Raw genomic sequence first — 19,288 nt, 5'->3', positions numbered from 1 at the left:
GATGACGCACCACGGCCCAGCCAATGAGGACTTCTCTGATCCTCGGCTCGGCAAGGAGGAGCTCCGACGTGGCTGCCGTGACCGCCGGGCAGCCGTGGACCACCGGACCCGAATGGGCAGGGACGACCGACGCACCGAGCACGCCATGAGTCGGCTGCTGTGGGCTCACAAGGTCGCCCTCTACCTGTCTCGCGGGGACGAACCGGACACTGTAGGACTGGCAGACACCCTCGTCATGATGGGAAAACAGGTTCTTGCTCCGGTCCTGACGGACGGCCACGGTCACTCCCTGCACGAACCAGCGTGGGCGTGGTACGACGGCAAGAACGTACGTACCGGTCTGTGGCAGATCCCCGAGCCGATCGCTCCTGTGCTGCCGGCCTCAGCCATCACCGTGGCCGAGGTCGTGCTGTGTTCAGCCTTGCTGGTCGACCGGGCGGGGTACCGGGTTGGCGTGGGAGGCGGCTGGTACGACCGCGTCCTCACCCAGCGAACCCCTGGGGTTCCGGTGTGGGCAGTCGTCAATGACGACGAGATCGTCGACGAGGTTCCCCATGATCCATGGGACGAGCCGGTCACCGCTGCTCTCACTCCCACTGGCCTGCACCTGCTGGGTCAGTGAATGACGCGGAATTTCTTGGTACCCGGCAGTACGCCTATCATTCGACAGGCGCCTGACACCGATCGGGCCGGAACGAGGAGACCATGCCCACCTACCAATACCGATGCAACGACTGCGGCCATGACCTCGAGGTCGTGCAGAAGTTCAGCGACCCCTCGCTGACCGAATGCCCCACCTGTGAGGGTGAGCTGCGCAAGGTCTTCAACGCAGTGGGCGTGGTCTTCAAGGGGTCGGGCTTCTACTCCACCGACAACCACACCAAGGGAGCATCCAAGGCGGCTACCACCGAGAGCTCGACCTCCTCCGATTCCTCCTCGACGAAGTCCGAGTCGTCCTCGTCATCCCCCTCGACGACGAAGACTGCTGACAGCGCGTCCTGAGTGGAGGGTCCGGACAGGACGTGAACTGCCTGTGGACAGAAATTGCCCTGTGGACAACTGAACGATTTCGTCTCCTCCGACGATAACTGTGGGTGTGAGACTGACATCGAAGAACTCCCAGGACCCTCGCCGACCACAATCGACCCTTAAGCACAAGACCACCGCGCGACGCCGTCTGCATGTCCTCGTCGCGCGCCATCGACGCGGACTGGCGGCCCTTCTCGCCGCACTGGCGGTGCTGCTCGTGGCCTCCCCCGGAATGGCCATGACATCCTCCGGACGAGAGGTCATCGTTGCCGCCCGTCCCATCGAGGGTGGACGCACTATTCAACGCTCTGACCTACGTACCGTCCGAGTGGATCCTGCCATCCTTCCCCATGAAACAGCCACCCTCGCTCAGGTGGAGGGCCGCCAGGCATCGGCTCGCATCACTGAGGGGACGATCCTGACGACGTCCGCCGTGTTGTCCGGCTCCAGCGTCGGATCCGGGAAAGCCCTGGTGGGAATCCATCTTGTCGACTCGTCGATGGTCGGGATGCTGCAGGTGGGCCAGCGGGTGTCCGTCGTCTCCCCCGGCGAGGATGGAACACCGCACGTCCTGACCCATGGCGCGATCATCCGTAGCCTGCCCACCAGCGGAGGTGGACTCGCGCAAGGCTCCCCGTCCACGGAGTTAGTGGTGGTGTCCACCGGATCCGCCGATGCCGCGGCGATCGCCGTGGCAGGCCAAGGACAGCCCCTGGGACTGGTTGTGGAATGAGTTCGCATCCGGCGAAACAGCGTGAACGGTGTTAGCCGCACCTCTGATGTCCCATTATGGTTCTCGACGGGCCCGAGGCCATTGGGCACACACCACAACCCGAAAGGAGCCCTGTGAAGGGATTCAAGGACTTCCTGATGCGCGGCAACCTCATCGAGCTCGCCGTGGCATTCATCCTTGGCGGCGCGTTCTCCACCGTCGTCAAGTCGTTCACCACAGTGATCATGGATCTGCTCGGCAGGATCGGCGGCACCCCCAACTTCTCAGGTTGGGTACCCGGTGGAGTCCATGTCGGCGCCTTCATCACCGACGTCATCTCCTTCTTCGTGATGTCCCTCGTCATCTACTTCGGGCTCATCAAGCCCGTGGAGATCGCCACGAAGAAGCTCAAGCACACCGAGGAGGAGGCGGTGGCCGCCCCGACCACCGCCGATCTGCTCATCGAGATCCGCGACGAGCTGCGGTCCCGTCCGGTTCAGTGAGCCGCCTCAGTGCAACACGCTGTGCGGTGGTCGTTCGGCCAACAGACGAGCCTCGTCCGGCCCGATGACCACCGCGCCGCGATGCACTGTCGCGCTCAACCCGTCCAGCCCGGCGATCCGACGCGCCTGGGCGAGTACCGCTCCATAGCGGGCGAACTCAAGTCCGGTGGACAGGTCGTCGGGAAGCGGATCGGGCCACGAGCGACCGGCCTGTTGGCATTCAGCACGCCGCTGCGCGAGTCGTCCGGCGGGCCAACCCAACCCGACCAGCCACTTCACCAGGTCGGCTGCCTCCCAACCGGGCTCGCCAGGGGCGGTGAACCGCTGTCCGGTGAGGACTGCGGCCACCGCTTCCCAACACTGCTGATCAGGTGTCACTTCTCACCGGGAATCTCGCCGGTGAGTACGGTGCCGTCAGGGATCGTCTGAGGCTTCTCGGTGCTGAGAGAGACATCTCCCTCGACGACGACCCCCGACCCGAAGGTCCAGTCTCCCTTGACCGTGAAAGAGGTGGCCCTGCGCAGCGACGGTGGCTCCGCGATGCGGTCGGTGAAGTCACCGACCTTCTTGTAGAACTCCTTGTCAAGGTCAATGGCGCAGGTGTCGTCAGTCATCTTGACCAAGTGAGCGGAGTCGTCGAGATCGTAGACGTCGGAACGCAGCAGCAACAGCTCATTAGTCGTCTTGACCGGCAGGAACCGGGAACGATCCACGCAGATGCAAGTGGCACCCTCGAAAATCTCGATGGCACCGCCCATGGCCGACTCGATCTGGATGATCGGGGTCGAGGAGGAATCCTTCGGGTCGACGGTCTTCTCGTTACGGATGATCTGCAGACCCATCACGCCGTGACGCTCGTCGAGGACCTTCTTGAGGGCCTCGAGGTCGAACCACAAGTTGTTGGTGTGGAAGTAGGGATGACGGTTCTCGTCGGTGAAGTACTCCATCTCCTCATCGGCGGTTTGAGCGGTGTCGCGCAGGATGAGCTGGCCGTCGGACTTGCGGACGGCCAGGTGTCCACCCTTCTTGTCATTGATGGTGCGACGACACAGCTCAGCGGCGTACGGGGCACCCGAGGCAGCGAACCAGCCAGCCAGACGACCGTCGGGGACCGCTCCCAGGTTGTCGCCGTTGGACACCGAGGCGTACTTGAACCCGGCCGCCAGGAGCTTGTCGAGCACACCGGATCCGAGCAGGGCGGTGTAGAGGTCACCGTGGCCCGGCGGGCACCACTCCAAGGAGGGGTCCTTCTCCCACTCAACCGGGGCGAGAGTCTCGGCGTCAAGCTTGGGCTCCTGATTCTGCAGGAAGTCCAGGTCCAATCCCTCGACGGCTAGGTCCGGGTACTTCTCGAGGGCCTTGAGGGTGTCCGCACGGGTGTTGAAGGAGTTCATGAACATCAGCGGCAGACGGGCGCCGAACTCTTTGCGGGCCGACAGCACCTGGGTAGCGATGATGTCGAGGAATGACTTGCCGTCACGCACCTCCAGCAGCGACTTGGCGCGATCGAGCCCCATTGAGGTTCCGAGCCCGCCGTTGAGTTTGATGATGACGGTCTTGTCGAGGGCATCAGCAGCCTGTTCCTCGCTGAGCTCGACGTCGTCGAGCATCGGCGGATCGGTCAGCGGGGAGATGGTGTCCTCGCGGATGAGTCCGGTGACACCGGTCTCGAGCTGGTGGTAGTAGGAGGTGAAGACATTGATGGCGACGGGATCGACACCTGCCTCGGTCATCTTCTGGCGTGCAGCTTCAAGTCCTTCTTCGCTCATCCTTGCTCCCCTGCTGGTAGACGGACCTGGCCAGTCTATCGAGGAGGGTCTACCGGCGCGGTGGAGCATGCCACCCCGTCACCGGTGATCCACGTAGCCAGAACGCGAACCCGGCTCCCAGGGCGACGTTCCGGGGACAGGGTCAAGGTCACTTGACCAGGTTCGTCCACCGTTGCCACGCTGGAGGTGACAGTGCGGGAGCGTCGGTCCACCAGTAGGACGTGGACGACTCCCCCGACCCAACCATGTAGGCCGACGGAGACCGCGTCCCCCACCCAGCTCGCGGAGGTGACTTCCCCGGCCCGGCGCGAGTCCAGACGTGCCAGCCCGGACAATCCGATCCCTGTCGTCATGGCCTGCTCAATGGATTGCGGGGAATCCGCCGAATTGAGGGCGTCCAGTGGCATGACAGGATCGTCGACCGGCCAGTCCCGACCCTGGCCGGGATGATCGTCGAGGACCGCAACTCCCCAGCGATAGGGGTCTCCCTGCACCCCTCCCCACACCGACCAACCAATGCGACTCTTGGCAGTCTGGTCGGAATCGGTGTCGTAATAGAGGATGTTCACCCCGATGTGGTTGGGGTCGATGGGTGAGGGCAGGATCGACATCGGAATGGCCACCTGAATGTGGCTGCCGTCCGGAATCGGTCGAGCCGTCCATCTCATGCCGGGAGCGGTCTGCCAGGCCGGACCCTGACGCTGGTCGGCGTCACGCAGAGCCCACGCCCCGACGTCTGAGGTGAAAGGGATGACGGCCGCCTTGAAGGTGGACGAGGTGTTCTCCGAGGTCCCCTGCGGATCGATGTCGATCTCCAGGGAATCCGTACGCCAATGGCCCTTGCAGTCGGCGCTGGCCAACACCGATCCCCGCTTGGGGTCATGAACGGACGCATCGACGTAGAGGTAGTCGTCGCACCAGGCCATCCAGACCTTTCCGGAGGCGTCACGCATGGCCGCACACTCGTCACCTTCCCAGACCCGGGAGATGTCCATGGGCTCGCCGGTGAAGACCTCGGAGTCGAAGGCACCATCGAGTTTGGGAGGACGTGGGGCGTGGGGAACACGGGTGGACGGCACCAGCTCGATCCACTGCGGAGTGGACCACTGACCGTCCTGCGATGTCACCGTCAGGGTGTACTCGTAGTCGCCGCCGTACTTGCCGGTCTCCAGGGTGGGGTCGGTGTTCGTCAGCTCCGCCTCGACCCGGCAGGCCTCTCCCGGCGGCAACGGACCGTAGCTGATGCGGCTGCAGGCAACATCGAACCCTTCGGGAAGGTCCAGGATGAGGTCGCCGGACTGCTCTCGGTCGCTGTGATTGGTGACGACCAACCCCAGCCGCCTCGTCAGCCCCGATCCCAGCGTCACGACCGGCCTGACCAGCCCTGAAAGCTGAGGCATCCCGACTGAGTCAACCCACTGTTCATATTGGCTGACCTGGGGCAGGAAATCCTGGTGGGCACTCACAGATGGCAGGACGACGACTCGCGTGTCGGTGTATCCCACTCCCTGGTCGGCACGAATCCGCAACCCGACCCGAGCTGGCCCCTCAAACGCATTCATCGGGATCGTCACCCTCACCTCGGTGGTGAACGCCGGCTCAGGGGAAACCTCATCGATCTCTCCGATCTCCACCTGCCAGCCCTCGGGTGCAACGGTCTCGAGGGTCACTCCGGACAGATCACCGGAAAGTGAGAGACGACCATCGAGTACCTGCCCGGCCGTGGCCGTCGCGGGAAGGTCCAGGTCAACCGTCGTTCCCAGCGGCAACCCGCCATCCTGCCGCACTGCTGCACCGGCGAGCACGGCGTCGACGCGAGATGCTTCCGGGGTCCCCATCTGGGGGTGGGGGCCCCGGGACGCCACCTGACTGAGAAAGGTTGAACCGATGAGATGGGGCTGGGTGGGAACATCTCCCAGACATGCCCAGCCCTGGGAGATGAATCTCCGCTGAGCCTGACGCTGATGGTGGGCCCAGGTCACACCGGCATCGTCAGTGGCCCCTTCCCACAGCGCGTAAACGGTGCTGGCATCAGCCTGTTCAGGCACCAGGGCTGCGTCCGGACCAGTGGGGCGCTCCCCGCCGAAAGAGTCCAGGAGGAGCCGTGACACCTGCCACGGCTGGAGTCCTTCGACCTCGACCTGGTCGGGCGCGAAGGTGGGATCAGCCGCCGCCAGATAGGCCTCGACGGCCAGCCGACCGGCCATCTGATGGTTGCCGTGTTGCCCCGGCATCGGGGCTGGATTCATGGTGATGATGACCGAAGGCTGGGTCGCCCTGACCACCCTGACAAGCCGAGAGAGGGTGTCGAGGTGTCCCCACACCCGAGCCGTGAGGGGCGCCGAAACGGTGTAGTAGAAGTCGACCTTGTCGAGGTAGAAGAACCTCTCAACGCCCACCAGGGACAGGGCACTGCGTTCCTCCCTCTCCCGCAGCAGACCCAACAGCGGGCCGTCCTCGCTGCCAACCGCATTGCCGCCACCCTCACCACGGGTGATGGACACGACGCCCACCTTCACTCCGCACTCGTGACGCCACCGTCCGAAAGCAGCGAGCAAACCGGACTCGTCGTCGGGATGAGCACCGATGAAGAGGACGTCGAGACGCTCGGGCCTGGGCTGGGTCATCCCCACTCCCATCGCAGGTGTTTGGCGGTCAGGTGTTGATGACCGAGTGTAGCGAGGCCCGCCTGCGTGGCCCACGAGGTTGACAGGACATCCCGGTCCATCTGAGAGGCGGGTTGGCCCTGCCTACCACACCGGACTAGGCTGGTGTGGCCCTTCGTGGGCAGGGCCCCGTAGCTCAGGGGATAGAGCAGTGGTTTCCTAAACCATGTGTCGTAGGTTCGAATCCTATCGGGGCCGCCCTCAGGCGTACCGCCGCTTCATCTCGACCTCGATCTCCTCCAGCGAGCGTCCCCGTGTCTCCGGCATCACCTTGACCAGGATGAGCGCGATGACGAGGTTGACAATGCCGTAGGTGAGGTAGGTTCCGGCACCACCAAGCTCTGCCAGCATGGCCGGGAACGTCCAGGTGATCGTCGCGTTCGCCAGCCATCCGCAGAACACCGCGGCACCATTCATGGCTCCGCGCATCCGGGTCGGGAACATCTCACCGAGCATGGTCCACACCACCGTGCCGTTGGTGGACTGGACGATGAGCATGAAGATGCTCATGAGGACGAGCACGAGGATGGGCGCCCATGTCGGCACACCCTTGCCCATATGCGGAGCAATGGCGAATCCGAAGGTGGCGGCAATCCCGAGCAGACAGACACCGACAGCAGTGACGTCGAAGATCAGCAGGTGCCGACGATCGAACCTCTCGATGAGCCACAGTCCAGCACCGGCGCCGATGACGGACATGACGCCGTTGGCCACCTGGGCAATGATCGAGGCCTGGGTGCTCATCCCTGCGAATTCCAGCACCTTCGGCGCGTAGTACATGACGGTGTTGACACCTGTGGTCTGGTTGACCGCAGCAAGGAAGATTCCGACGAGCAGAAGACGCTGCGTCCACCGCGACTCGATGACGACGGCCCACTGCTGCCGATGAGTAAGTCTGCCGCCCTCACCGTTGAGCTCGACCATCTCGGTGACCTCGTCGACGATCGGCTCGTCAACCCCTTCGACGCGCACCTGTTTCAGACATGCAATCGCCTCCTGCAGCCGACCGTGGCTCAAGTGCCAGCGCGCCGACTCAGGCATCCTCCGCATGCCGATCCACAAGGCAACAGCCGGCAGGGTGCACACCACGAGCATCCACCGCCAAGCTCCACCAGATCCGGCAGACACCGACAGCTGCATGACGAAAGTGTGGAAAGCTTCGTCACTCATCGTTCCGCCATGGGACGTTGCCATGGCCTGCAGCTTGTCCCAGGAATAGGTTCCGGGAGCGAGTCGGCCGGACGGATCCGCCGTCACCGTCAGGATCGGACCGCCATGTGCCGCAGAAATGGCGGCATTGACGGAGAAGGCCAACAGTTGACCGAAGACGATCATGAACTGGTCAAGAGCGACGATGCGACCACGCATCCGCTTCGGAGAGGTCTCCGACAGATAGACCGGCACCGTTGCCGAGGCCGCGCCAACGGCAAAGCCGAGCACCACCCGGAAGGGGTACATCACCCAGATGCTGGGAGCCACGGCCGTGCCGAGAGCACCAATGATGAACAAGACAGCGAGGGTCAGCAGGTTGTGACGGCGTCCCCAGCGATCGCTCATCATGCCGCCGATGAGCCCACCGAAGGCCGCACCAAGGGTGAGCGTTCCTCCGATGGCACCTTCATGGCCCACCGTCAGGGCCAAACCACCAGCACCATGTGGCAGGTACATGAAGGGTAGGGCGCCGGAGATGACCCCGGTGTCATAGCCGAAGAGCAGTGAGCCCAGGGTGGCGACCGCCGCCACCACACCAATACGGCGTTTCGGGCCTGCCGGTCGCGTCGTCTCGACGAGCTTGGCGACCGCGGTTCTCGATGTCACGGACAACTCCTATGGACGGGATGTCGCACCGACGCACCACTGCGCTCGGCACCGCGACCCGCCCGGCATCCATGGCTCAATCACGTATGACGTAAGCAGGGTCGACGGCAGGACGTTACCACCCTGTCGCCGGCCCCGTGTCCTCACACATTGGCGGGAATGAGAAAACCTGGTGTCAGCCCTGCTTCTGGGCCTCGGCCTGCTTCTTGAGATCCTCGACGTCAATCTCCTTGACCTTCTCGATGAGCTCGTCGAGCTGACGGCCCTGCAGCAGGCCGGACTGACGGAAGACGAGGTAACCGTTGCGGAAGGCCATGATCGTCGGGATGGAGGTGATCTCCAGACCGGCGGACAGCTCCTGCTGGTCCTCGGTGTCGACCTTGGCGAAGGTCACGTCAGTGTGACGCTCACTGGCGTCCTCGTAAATGGGCGCGAAGCGCTGGCACGGCCCGCACCAGGATGCCCAGAAGTCGATGAGGACGACATCGTTCGAATCGATGGTCGAGGAGAAATTGTCCTTGGTCAATGCGACGGTAGCCACGTTGTACCTCCCGGTAATCGTTTGGGTTCGGTCGACCGCAACGCCGTGGCGCCTCGGCCCATGTCTGGTGCAACAGCGTCAGGAGCTGGTGTATTCCCGATGTGCCGATCCGTGATTCACCTGGATGTCGCAGCGCTCGGTGCCATGCCGACTTAAATGTCACACGGCCTTCAACTCGGCAATCGCCGTCGCTCCCAGATCACGTAGCAGATGACCGGCGCGAATAGGTCGCGCGGCGATGACCGACACCACACGGGACAGGCCGGGCAGTGCCTCGTCGGAGACGTCGACGTCGTAGCCGGGAGTCGAGGAGTCCAGCATCGGGTTGGACCCGTCCGCCCACTGCTCGTTGAGCTTGTTCCAGGTCGTCACCCAGGCGTTGCCGATCTCGCTGCCCGACGGCACCCCGAAGAAATGCCCCACTGGGGCATGATGGCGCAGGGCCACCAGGCCAGATTCCTGGAAGATACGGGCCAGACGCACCCGAGCGTCCAGGGCCCGGCGTTCCTCCCACGTACCGGCGAGCACCCACTGACACGGGTGCGGACAAGTGATACCGACGTCAGGACGCTCACCGGCATCAATGGTGGCATGGTTCATCGCGCACACCCCCAGGGCCTCACCCAACCTGGAATGGAACTTGTCCAGATACGAGGTGTAGCCCTCCTCATCACCCTGAGCAGCATGAAGGCTGCGCCGAGCCGTCGCGTTCATGGCCGAGGTGTGGGCGCAGTCCTGGCCGTCGACTCCCCACTTCTCCCCCACCTTGCCGGGCAGCGTGAGTGGGTCCCCGCCGTCTCCCAGCACCGACTGCCAGGCCAGCTGGCCCAGGTACTCTCCCAGGATGTGGCAGGTCACGACGACCTGCTGTGGCTCCTCGCGGTGCATCCGAATGTCGAGGACCTCGAGCATGAGCTCGTAGAGGGGCACCAGGTCTCCCAGTGCTCCCCTCTCGGTTGCCCGCGGGTGGTGCGGAAAACCCGCGGCGGTGAGACGGGATCGCAGATCAGCAGGCAGGGGGTCCCCGATCTCCTCGAAATCCTCGGCGTCGAGGGCCAGGACTCTGCGAGCCACGGCCGTCACAGCAGCGGCCTGCACCAAGTGGGGATCGTCGGATTCGGACGACCGCGTCATCCGTAACATGGAATCGGCGGTGTCATACCAACCCGCCTCACAGAGCGTCGCGATCTGGTTCAGATCTGGCAGCTGACGGGGCCGCAGGGTTTGGGACACACTCATTGCGGCATCGTCACCGCGATTCAGGAGTTCTGGACGACGAACAGACCGGAAAGGACCTCCGGATCGACGACAACCGAACCGTCGGGACCCGTCAGACGGATGCCGTCGGCATCATCCTTGACCTCGATGCTCATGCCCGGCAACAGTCCAGCGGCGTAGACGTCGGTGAGATTGCCCTCGGTGGCCTGGAAGAACTCCGACAACCGGGTGATGGTCACACTGACCGGGCAGCCGGCCTCGGCAATGATCTCGTCGAGAGGCTTGGAGTCGTCGTGGAAACGGGCGGAGTCGTCCGGACGACGACCGATCTGCTCGGGAGGAAGGGGGCAACCGTACGGGGAGACATCAGGGCTGTCGAGGATCTCGGTGAGGCGCTTCTCAACCTCACCGGAAATGACGTGCTCCCAACGGCACGCCTCGTCATGGACCAGGTCGGGGCGAAGACCGATGACCTCGGTGAGCAGGCACTCGGCCAGACGATGCTTACGCATCACCGCCTCGGCCGCGTCGTGGCCTTCCTGCGTCAGCGAAATCGAACGGTCAGACTCGACGACCAGGAGTCCGTCACGCTCCATACGAGCCACGGTCTGGGAGACGGTAGGGCCGGACTGATGCAGTCGCTCGACGATACGGGCACGGCGCAGCTCGACACCCTCCTCGAGCAGCTCGTAGAGAGTCCTGAGATACATCTCCGTTGTATCGACGAGCTCACTGCTCACGGTGCACCTCTTCCCCGCCCTCACAGCCGAGGGGCGTCGCTGTCCACCTGCCCATCGGACAGATTGTCTGACAAAACGGTCGGGGCGTCATTGCTCATGCCCGAGCGACCCCCCGTCAGGAAGTTTAGTGCTCAAATACCTGTCGTGGTCGTCAGACGGACTCACCGCGACGGATGACGCGGACCAGACGACCCTTCTCGTCGGTGAGGCACATGTCGGCCCAGCGCCCCTCCTCCAGGATGCCAACGTCGCTCAGACCGTGGAGTTCGGCCGGTGTGGTGGCCGCCATGACGGCAACTTGCCCCAGCGGCAGTCCCACGACCGAGGTGACGAACTCGACTGCGCGACCCATCGTCAGAGTGGATCCTGCAATCGCTCCCAGCGAACCGTCAGCGTCCAGCAGTCGGGCGCGGCCGTCGACAACCTTCACCGGCAGGCTGCCCAGGATGTAGTCGCCGTCAGGTTGACCGGTGGCGCTCATGGCGTCGGTGACCAGGGCGATGCGCTGCGGTCCGGCAGCCGAAACGGCCATCCGAATGACGTCTGGTGCCAGGTGCACGCCGTCACAGATGAGTTCGCAGACCACGCGCGGGTCAGTGAGCATCGGCGGGACCGGACCGGGCTTGCGGTGATGGATGGACGGCATCGCGTTGAACAGGTGGGTGATGACATCGGATCCGGCATCGACGGCAGCGCTGGCAGTGGTGTTGTCGCACTCGGTATGACCGATAGCGGCATGCACCCCCGCCTTGCTGAAGGTCGCGACGGCCTCCAGACCGTGCTCGCGCTCCGGAGCAATCGTCACCATCCTGAGAGCAGGCCCTCCTGCCTCGATGAGTCGATCCACCGAGACCGGGTCGGGATCGCACAACAGCTCGACAGCGTGGGCACCCTTGCGTGACTCTGCAAGGAAGGGGCCCTCGAGGTGGATGCCGGCGATCTCGTCCTCGTCAATGAGTTGACGGAGTCGTCCGATCTGGTCGACGACGTCGTCAATGGCGGCGGTCACCGTGGAGGCGAAGAGGGTCGTCGAACCCTGGCTGCGGTGGTAGGTAACGGCTCGCACGGCGGCGTCATGGTCGGGATCGGTGAAGTCGACACCGGCGCCACCATGGCAATGGGTGTCGACGTAGCCAGGCAGGATCCACTCGTCGACGAGCTCAGCCTGCGGATCGATCCCCTCCCCGACCTTGGTGATGCGTCCGGCCTCGACGGTGATCGTTGCCGGTGAATCACTTCCGTCACGGGCGACGACGTGGTGCGAAGCAATACGGCAGATCATCGATGCCTCCTTGACAGCGGGTTTTCCCACATGCTGCCACATGGTCACAGCGTGAACACGAGCTTCGTCAGCACCAAGATCTGCGAGGATCGGACCATGGCTGAGCCAAGGATTCCCAATGACCTCCTGCCCTCCGACCCCCGTTTCGGGTGTGGCCCGTCCCGGATCCGACGGGAGGTGGTGGCCAGTTTGTCCGAACCGGGATCAGTGATGGGTACCTCCCATCGCCAACCACCTGTCCGCCATGTGGTCGCCGCGATCCGCGAGGAACTCTCCACCCTCTACGACCTTCCCGCCGGATATGAGGTTGCCCTTGGCAACGGCGGAGCCACCCTCTTCTGGGACATGGCGACCGTCTCCCTGGTGGAGAAGCGCGCCGCGACAGGCGTTTATGGCGAGTTCACGAAGAAATTCTCCTCGGTCCTGCAGGGGGCTCCCTTTCTCGCAGATCCGGCAGTTTTCCAGGCCCCGCCCGGCGAGCTCGCCCTGCCACAAGCTCTGGGAGAGATCGACGCATATGCGTGGGCTCACAACGAGACCTCCACCGGGGTCGTCGCCCCGATCCGTCGACCGGATGAGATTGACGAGAATTCCCTGGTCCTCGTCGATGCCACGTCAGCTGCTGGCGGAGTTACTGCAGACGTGGCGCAGACTGACGCCTACTACTTCTCACCGCAGAAGAACCTGTCCTCGGACGGCGGGTTGTGGCTCGCAATTCTGTCACCAGCAGCGATCGAACGCTCGGAACGATTGACTACCTCGGCTCGCTGGGTACCTCAGATGCTCGATCTGAGCGTCGCAGTGAAGAATTGCCGGGCAGATCAGACCCTCAACACTCCCGCGCTGGCCACCCTCGTCATGTTGGAGGCGCAGTGCCGCTGGCTGCTGGACAACGGCGGCATGACGTGGGCGGCATCCCGCACCGCGTCGACCTCAGGGATCCTCTACCGCTGGGCTGAGGACAACCCGTTGACAACCCCCTTCGTCACCGATCCGGCGCTACGCAGCCCGGTGGTGGTGACGATCGACATCGACGAGTCCGTCGACGCCACCCAGCTGTGTGCCCGCGCCCGCGAGAACGGGATCCTCGACATCGAGCCGTATCGCAAGCTGGGCCGCAATCAGATCAGAGTGGCCACCTTCAGCTCGATCGAACCCGGCGACATCGAGGCGTTGACGGCCTGCCTGGATTGGCTACTGGAGCACCACGACTAACGGTGTCGCCAGGTGATGTCCTGGGAGCGGTCGTACACGAAGGTCACAACGCCGGCACACAGCGCCACCGCGACCGCTCCCAACACCGCGATAAAGGTGCCCGAGCGCGCCTTGGAGGTGGGCTTGCCACTGGCCTGGGTGGCCCCTGCCTTGGCACTCGGAGTCGACGAGGGGGTCGGCGAGATCGAGGTCAGCGTCGTCGGGAAGTCGATTCCCCGCACCTTGTTGCCGGAGGTCGCGATCTCCAGGGTCTTCTGAGTGGTGTCTGTGGTGATGGTCTGCCCGCCCGAGAACGCCGCATTGGCGACCGTCTTCCAGGAGTAGGCGTCAACGACCCGAACCTCATGGTCGGTCAGCACGGCCAGCCGTGACCCGTCTGGCAGGAAGGTGGCGTCTTTGACTCCGGCGGGGGCGTCCGCCACCTTTTCGAGCGGGTTGGACTCCGTGCGACTGACCTGCGGGCCACTACGGTAGATCGCTGGGTGGGGACCGTCAGTGACGATGTAGAAGCTCCCCTTGGGGCTGACTGCCATGGCCTTGGCGTCGTGAGCGCCGTCGGGGTACGTGAACATCCACTCGTAGTAGGTGGATTGACTGGCTGCCGTCGAGGTGGGAGACATCACGCGGATGCCGCGGCGCCTGGTTTTCTCGTCACCGATGTCGGCGACGTAGAGCACGCCATTGGCCCACGCCATCGCCTCCACGTCGTGGAAGGCCGGCTCCCACCTCACCCGATGGACTTCCTTGCCCGTCTTGTCGAGGGCAAGCAGGGAGTGGACCGTCGACGGAGAACCATCGGTGACCCAGTAGCAGTCATTGTCGAGGTCGGCAGCCATGCCAACCGGGGTGCCAAGCTTCTTGTCCGTCGTGATGGTGAGATCGACGGCGGCAGCAGGGCCAGCCGACAATCCCCAGGCGCATCCCAGGGCCACCAGCGCACTCGCGCTGCGGGAACGTCGGGGCCAGGATCGTCGGGTCACGAAAAAACATCCTGCCATGTCGGATCGACCTGTCACAGCAGGGATCCCACCACGACGATCAGTACGAGGATGATGAGAACCCCGCGGATGATGTGTTGCCTAGAGCGTGGATTCATGGATTACACCTTATGTCGACCTCATGGCCAATAATCTGTAGCCATGGGTGGGTTGAGGCTCAACGCCATCGCGATCGACGAAGTTCGCGACATGTTTGGGGCTGACGAGGGCCTCTCGGCGAAACTGCGCAAGTGGACCGAGGCCACATTCAGCGTACCCGTCCACCACCATCGTCGATCAGGTCGGCGCAGCCCGTTCCACCCGCTCCACAAGCCCAATGTCGAGGGACCGATGCTGCCTGTGGGATGGCCAACTCCCAATGATGTCGAGGACTTGGTTCGTGGCCGATTCATCGAGCCTGATCGCCTGGGACGGTGCTGGCGACTCGTCAATGAGTGGTTGACCCACCTGTCGTGGGGATGGACCGAGATCCCGATGCCGGTGGCGCGGCTCGATGAGCTTGATTTCGACCTCGCGGCTGTCGGCTTGTCCAGTACCTGTGCCATCAAGCGGCTCATGGTAGGGGAACCGCAGATTCCGCTGCGACCGGCACCTGGCATGAGGATCGGTTATGCGCGCACCGGGCAGGTACTGACGACTCGGCTTGGGTTGGCTGATGTCGTCGACAAGATACCGGCCGAGCGGCGAGGCGAGGGTGACGCCATCCTGGAATTCCTCAACTCATATCCGGGATGGATGGACCTCGCCGGCGACCTGGGGCGCCCGGCACCAGACCTCTTGGTGGTCTGGCAACCGGACACCGTCGGTGGGATTCAACCCACCAGCCTCACATCTGGCCAAACAGTCTCATGAGCAGGGACTGGACGAAGTAGACCACGAAAAGGGCCGCAACCACCCACAACAGCGGATGGATCTTGCGTGCCTTGCCAGCGATGGTCTTGGTGATACAGAACATGATGAGGCCAGCGCCGATGCCCGTCGTGATCGAGTAGGCGAACGGCATGAGCACCATGCCCAGGAAGGCCGGAAGACCTTCCTCGACGTCTTTCCAGTCGATGTGGGTGACCTGGGCCATCATGAGGAATCCAACGAAGACCAACACCGGCGCGGCTGCCTCCGAGGGAATGATCGACACAATCGGGGACAGGAACATCGCCAGCAGGAATCCGATACCGGTGACGATGGAGGCGATACCCGTTCGCGCCCCCTCCCCCACGCCAGCGGCCGATTCGACGTAACCGGTGGCCGAGGAGGCCGACCCGAGACCACCAGCGACGGCAGCCAGGGCATCGACGACGAGGATCCCCTTGAGGTGCTCGGGGTTGCCGGTCTCGTCGAGGATGCCGGCATGGTCACCGATGGCGACAACCGTTCCCATGGTGTCGAAGAAGTCGGCGAGCATGAGGGAGAAGACGACCAAAAGGGTCCCCAGGAACACTCCGACGTGGAAGTGACCGTCAACCAGGAAGCCACCGAACAGGTCGACGTGACCCAGCAGGCTTAGGTCTGGCAGGCGGAAGTCATCCGCCCCGGGCAGCCGTGGGACGTTGAGGGCCCAGCCGGTGGGATTCTTCTCGCCCTGCGGTCCCAGGTGAGCGATGGCCTCAATGACGACTCCGAGCAGGGAGGTACCAATGATCGCGATGAGCATGGATCCCTTGACGTGACGCTGGTGCAGCACGACGAGAAGGAGGAATCCGAACAGGCACAGGAAGATCGGCCAACCCTCCAGGCTGCCGCCGACGCCCAAGGTGACGGGGGTGCCGGAGCCGCGACGGATGACGCCCGAGTCCACGAAACCAACGAAGGCGATGAACAGGCCAATTCCGACGCTGATCGCCGAGCGTAGAGAGTTCGGGACGGCCCGGAAGATCATTTCTCGGACGCCGGTGAGGACGAAGACGAGGATGAGGACGCCTTCCCACACCACCAGGCCCATCGCCTGGGACCAGGTCATCGTCGGGGCAACGACGTAGGCAAGCAGGGAGTTGATGCCAAGGCCGGTCGCGATACCCATCGGGAATCGTCCCCAGATACCCATGGCAATCGTCATGATCGCAGCCACGAAAGCGGTGACGGCCATGACCATCATCTTGTTGTCGTCAATGGCAGCCGTGTTGAGGGTGGTGCCGGCGGCGTCGAGGAACTTCGGAGCCCCGTTGAGGAGCTTGCCGTTCTTGTCCGCCGCGGTACCGATGATGAGAGGGTTCAGGGCCAGGATGTAGGCCATCGTGAAGAAGGTGACGAGGCCGCCGCGGATCTCGCGCGATCTCGTCGATCCTCGTTCCGTGAGATGAAACCAATTGTCGAATCTTGCTGATGAGGTGTTGCTGGGCACGGGGGCATTCTAGGGATGACATGTCACGGCCATGTTGCAGGGCATTACGATGGAACCGTGGCCAACCAGCGTGAACACCTGCTAACCCAGGCCAATGTCGCCCCTGTCGATGAGAACGGGGTGACGGTCGGCATCGTGGGAACCATTGCCTTCGCGGTGGCGTCCATCGTCTGCTGGATCATGCTCGACCGCCTCACCGTGAACGGCTACCGCGACTGGCTCTGGATCTGCCTGACGGGTACTGCCCTGGGGATCGTCGGCACGGCATACTGCTGGCGACGATCCCGCCACTGAGCCCCTCTCTGGGGCTCACAACTCAGTCGAACAACGAGTCGTCAATCGAGATGGTGTCGAAGACCGGCTCGGGCAGCTCGATACCGCGATGCTTCTCGACGACGTCGGAGTGACCGCCACAGCCATGATCGACGTGGACCACTGAGCCGTCAGAGGGCGAGAACTCGTTGGAACACACCCCGAAGACCCGTCCCAGGGAGTGCTGCAAGCGCACGAAGTAGCCACAGGTGACGCAGCTGGCAGGAGCATGACGACTCATGGCGTTGTCAGGGCCACCCTCACCGGCGAGCCAACGCTCAGCGGTGGAGTCGCGGCCCTCCCGCGACAGCAAACGCTCACGGCCCAGCCCCAGCTCAGACGCCACAGCTCGGGTGGTAGCCCACTCAGCCGGATCCTCGTCGGCGGCAAGCTCACCACCGGTATAACCAGGCTCCAGGCGCGGATCATTGTCAGCGGTGGGCATGAGGGTGCCGGCGGTGATGTCCCCGGCACGCACTCGGTCGCGCCAAGGCACCCACTCGGGGGCCAGCAGGGAGTCGTCGCCCGGAATGAGAACGACCTCATTGACGGTGACGTTGCGTCCGCGCAGGGCACGCGACATCGTGACGGCCCACCGCCATCCCCGGTATCCCGGATGCGGGCATTCGAAGAGATGGGTCAGGACGCGCTCGTCCTCGACGATCGTCCCGACGTGCTCACCGACCCCGAAGTCACCCGCGCGACGCTCGGCCGCTTCCCGGGCCTGGTCAACAGCCTTCGCGATCGTCGCGTCAACCCTGACGGCCCGGGCCGCAGCGCGCGATCTCGACGTCACCTGTGTCATCACAGCTCCAACTCGTCGGCAACAGCACGAAGCATCTTGGCCACCGCGCCGGCGGTGCGCGGATCGGGATGACGTCCGTGCCGGTAGCCATTGCCCATCTTGTCGAGCATCTTGATGAGGTCCTCGCAGATCACCGCCATCTCCTGCGGCTTCTTGCGGCTCGCCTTGGACAGCGAGGCCGGGGTCTCGACGATCTGCAGGGACAGGGCCTGCTCTCCTCGACGTCCCTCAACAACCCCGAAGTCAACCTTCTGACCGGGTTTCAGGGTATTCACCCCTGCGGGCAAGGCGGAAGCGTTGACGTACACGTCGCCGCCACCGTCCTTCGTCAGGAAACCGAACCCCTTGGTGGCGTCGTAGAAACGCACCTTTCCGGTTGGCATCTCTGGCTCACTCCTTCTGGTCATGACGGTCAATGGACCGCCATACAAGGCTACAGCCTTGTCGACGGTCCACCACCCGCGATCTTTCCACAGCCCGACGGGAAGGTTTCCGACGGGCCGGGAGCGTCACACCGACGGGTCTCACATGACGCCGGGGAGATCACCCCGCTGGCCGTCAGTCCATCGGAAGTAGTCGGCCATCGCCAGCTTGGAGGCCGCGGCCTCGTCGGCGATCACGAGAACATGGGGGTGGAACTGCAGCACCGAGGCCGGGCACATCGCCGAGACCGGGCCCTCGACGGCTCCGGCGAGGGCATCGGCCTTGTTGGCCCCGACGGCCAGCAGCACGACATTGCGGGCGTCCATGATCGTCCCGAGCCCCTGGGTAACGCAGTGACTGGGAACCTTCTCGCCCTCCTCGAAGAAGCGAGCATTGTCGGCCTTGGTCCGCTCAGCGAGGGTCTTGACACGAGTCCGCGAGGACAGCGAGCTGGTTGGCTCGTTAAATCCGATGTGACCGTTGGCCCCGATACCGAGGATCTGGACGTCGACGCCGTCGGCCTCCTGGATCGCCTTCTCATAATCCGCGCATGCCGCTTCGAGGTCGTCCGCCATGCCGTCCGGAGTGTGCACCTCGGCCGGGTCCAGACCGAGCTGCTCGGTGACGGTGTGTCGAATGGTGGCGGCGTAGGAGCGATCGTCGTCGGCGGGAAGACCGACGTACTCGTCCAGGGCGAAGGCACGCAGACCGGTGAAATCAGCCTTGCCCTCCTGAGCGAGAACAGCCAACGAGGAGTAGGTCGTCAGCGGGGTCGACCCGGTGGCCACTCCCAGCACCGGTGTCTTCGCCTGGGCCAGAACCCTGGCAATGCGCTCGGCGGCAATCCGTCCGACGGCCTGCTCGTCGGGGCAGATGATGACCTCCATGTGGGCCCTCCCTCACATGCGCGGCCACGCCG

20 protein-coding genes and 1 tRNA gene are annotated in these 19,288 nt (G+C 64.0%); 8 read left to right on the top strand and 13 right to left on the bottom strand.

The window, feature by feature from the left end:
• Position 1: 1 nt before the first annotated feature.
• The 4 genes from ACP8LP_RS02535 to mscL all read left to right on the top strand — a co-directional run bounded on the left by ACP8LP_RS02535 (position 2) and on the right by mscL (position 2,244).
• A complete protein-coding gene (locus ACP8LP_RS02535) occupies positions 2-622 on the top strand; it encodes a 5-formyltetrahydrofolate cyclo-ligase (protein WP_081302627.1) in 621 nt (206 codons plus the stop codon).
• Between the two features lie 83 nt (positions 623-705).
• Positions 706-1,002 carry an FmdB family zinc ribbon protein gene (locus ACP8LP_RS02530; RefSeq protein ID WP_016667068.1) on the top strand — a complete coding sequence of 99 codons (297 nt, stop codon included), beginning with the start codon at positions 706-708 and terminating at the stop codon, positions 1,000-1,002.
• Between the two features lie 175 nt (positions 1,003-1,177).
• A complete protein-coding gene (locus ACP8LP_RS02525; RefSeq protein WP_315968722.1) occupies positions 1,178-1,762 on the top strand; it encodes an SAF domain-containing protein in 585 nt (194 codons plus the stop codon).
• A 113-nt stretch (positions 1,763-1,875) separates the two neighbouring features.
• Entirely contained in the window at positions 1,876-2,244 is a 369-nt protein-coding gene (mscL, locus tag ACP8LP_RS02520; RefSeq protein WP_016667066.1) for a large conductance mechanosensitive channel protein MscL, read from the top strand.
• Between the two features lie 6 nt (positions 2,245-2,250).
• Here the strand turns inward: mscL and ACP8LP_RS02515 are convergent, their stop codons facing one another.
• Genes ACP8LP_RS02515 through ACP8LP_RS02505 form a run of 3 tightly spaced genes read right to left on the bottom strand, consistent with a single transcriptional unit; the run spans position 2,251 to position 6,640 of the window.
• Complete coding sequence (locus tag ACP8LP_RS02515) at positions 2,251-2,622, bottom strand: hypothetical protein (RefSeq protein WP_063279546.1); 372 nt, start codon at positions 2,620-2,622, stop codon at positions 2,251-2,253.
• Positions 2,619-4,013, bottom strand: coding sequence for a UTP--glucose-1-phosphate uridylyltransferase (locus ACP8LP_RS02510; RefSeq protein ID WP_063279547.1), 1,395 nt, complete (start codon positions 4,011-4,013; stop codon positions 2,619-2,621). Before ACP8LP_RS02510 ends, ACP8LP_RS02515 begins: the two co-directional genes overlap by 4 nt.
• A gap of 35 nt (positions 4,014-4,048) precedes the next feature.
• A complete protein-coding gene (locus ACP8LP_RS02505; protein ID WP_284959303.1) occupies positions 4,049-6,640 on the bottom strand; it encodes a sugar-binding protein in 2,592 nt (863 codons plus the stop codon).
• Positions 6,641-6,804: 164 nt separating this feature from the next.
• Here ACP8LP_RS02505 and ACP8LP_RS02500 point away from each other — a divergent pair.
• A tRNA-Arg gene (locus ACP8LP_RS02500) sits at positions 6,805-6,877 on the top strand.
• 3 nt (positions 6,878-6,880) lie between these two features.
• On the opposite strand, the gene ACP8LP_RS02495 is transcribed toward ACP8LP_RS02500, so the two are convergent.
• The 5 genes from ACP8LP_RS02495 to ACP8LP_RS02475 all read right to left on the bottom strand — a co-directional run bounded on the left by ACP8LP_RS02495 (position 6,881) and on the right by ACP8LP_RS02475 (position 12,278).
• The gene (locus ACP8LP_RS02495) at positions 6,881-8,497 is read right to left on the bottom strand and encodes an MFS transporter (RefSeq protein ID WP_202711742.1); all 1,617 of its coding nucleotides are present in this window, start codon (positions 8,495-8,497) and stop codon (positions 6,881-6,883) included.
• A 175-nt stretch (positions 8,498-8,672) separates the two neighbouring features.
• The gene (gene trxA / locus ACP8LP_RS02490) at positions 8,673-9,056 is read right to left on the bottom strand and encodes a thioredoxin (protein ID WP_171048615.1); all 384 of its coding nucleotides are present in this window, start codon (positions 9,054-9,056) and stop codon (positions 8,673-8,675) included.
• Positions 9,057-9,197: 141 nt separating this feature from the next.
• Positions 9,198-10,277 (bottom strand): hypothetical protein, encoded by a 1,080-nt coding sequence (locus ACP8LP_RS02485; protein WP_016667059.1) that lies wholly within the window; start codon positions 10,275-10,277, stop codon positions 9,198-9,200.
• A gap of 20 nt (positions 10,278-10,297) precedes the next feature.
• Positions 10,298-11,020: a metal-dependent transcriptional regulator gene (locus tag ACP8LP_RS02480; RefSeq protein ID WP_051128968.1), complete on the bottom strand. Its 723-nt coding sequence runs from the start codon at positions 11,018-11,020 to the stop codon at positions 10,298-10,300.
• Between the two features lie 127 nt (positions 11,021-11,147).
• A complete protein-coding gene (locus ACP8LP_RS02475) occupies positions 11,148-12,278 on the bottom strand; it encodes an N-acetylglucosamine-6-phosphate deacetylase (protein ID WP_016667057.1) in 1,131 nt (376 codons plus the stop codon).
• Positions 12,279-12,308: 30 nt separating this feature from the next.
• Between ACP8LP_RS02475 and serC the strand changes: the two genes are divergently transcribed.
• Positions 12,309-13,493: a phosphoserine transaminase gene (serC, locus tag ACP8LP_RS02470; RefSeq protein ID WP_016667056.1), complete on the top strand. Its 1,185-nt coding sequence runs from the start codon at positions 12,309-12,311 to the stop codon at positions 13,491-13,493.
• Here the strand turns inward: serC and ACP8LP_RS02465 are convergent.
• A complete protein-coding gene (locus ACP8LP_RS02465) occupies positions 13,490-14,329 on the bottom strand; it encodes a hypothetical protein (RefSeq protein ID WP_065673280.1) in 840 nt (279 codons plus the stop codon). The two genes, serC and ACP8LP_RS02465, sit on opposite strands and share 4 nt — an antisense overlap.
• Before the next feature lie 303 nt (positions 14,330-14,632).
• On the opposite strand from ACP8LP_RS02465, the gene ACP8LP_RS02460 reads away from it, so the two are divergent.
• Positions 14,633-15,343: a hypothetical protein gene (locus ACP8LP_RS02460; RefSeq protein ID WP_016667054.1), complete on the top strand. Its 711-nt coding sequence runs from the start codon at positions 14,633-14,635 to the stop codon at positions 15,341-15,343.
• Here the strand turns inward: ACP8LP_RS02460 and ACP8LP_RS02455 are convergent.
• The gene (locus ACP8LP_RS02455; protein WP_334338606.1) at positions 15,318-16,751 is read right to left on the bottom strand and encodes an NCS2 family permease; all 1,434 of its coding nucleotides are present in this window, start codon (positions 16,749-16,751) and stop codon (positions 15,318-15,320) included. The genes ACP8LP_RS02460 and ACP8LP_RS02455 overlap by 26 nt on opposite strands.
• A gap of 93 nt (positions 16,752-16,844) precedes the next feature.
• On the opposite strand from ACP8LP_RS02455, the gene ACP8LP_RS02450 reads away from it, so the two are divergent.
• The gene (locus tag ACP8LP_RS02450) at positions 16,845-17,123 is read left to right on the top strand and encodes a DUF2530 domain-containing protein (protein ID WP_065673243.1); all 279 of its coding nucleotides are present in this window, start codon (positions 16,845-16,847) and stop codon (positions 17,121-17,123) included.
• A gap of 22 nt (positions 17,124-17,145) precedes the next feature.
• On the opposite strand, the gene ACP8LP_RS02445 is transcribed toward ACP8LP_RS02450, so the two are convergent.
• The 3 genes from ACP8LP_RS02445 to nagB all read right to left on the bottom strand — a co-directional run bounded on the left by ACP8LP_RS02445 (position 17,146) and on the right by nagB (position 19,256).
• A complete protein-coding gene (locus ACP8LP_RS02445; RefSeq protein WP_016667051.1) occupies positions 17,146-17,946 on the bottom strand; it encodes a DUF3027 domain-containing protein in 801 nt (266 codons plus the stop codon).
• The gene (locus tag ACP8LP_RS02440; protein WP_015583202.1) at positions 17,946-18,329 is read right to left on the bottom strand and encodes a cold-shock protein; all 384 of its coding nucleotides are present in this window, start codon (positions 18,327-18,329) and stop codon (positions 17,946-17,948) included. The genes ACP8LP_RS02445 and ACP8LP_RS02440 overlap by 1 nt, the downstream gene beginning before the upstream one ends.
• A gap of 141 nt (positions 18,330-18,470) precedes the next feature.
• Positions 18,471-19,256, bottom strand: coding sequence for a glucosamine-6-phosphate deaminase (nagB, locus tag ACP8LP_RS02435; RefSeq protein ID WP_462575174.1), 786 nt, complete (start codon positions 19,254-19,256; stop codon positions 18,471-18,473).
• Between the last annotated feature and the right edge of the window lie 32 nt (positions 19,257-19,288).

It is taken from the genome of Cutibacterium sp. LaCa_89, from assembly GCF_058177555.1.
This window is presented reverse-complemented; position numbering and strand designations above follow the sequence as displayed.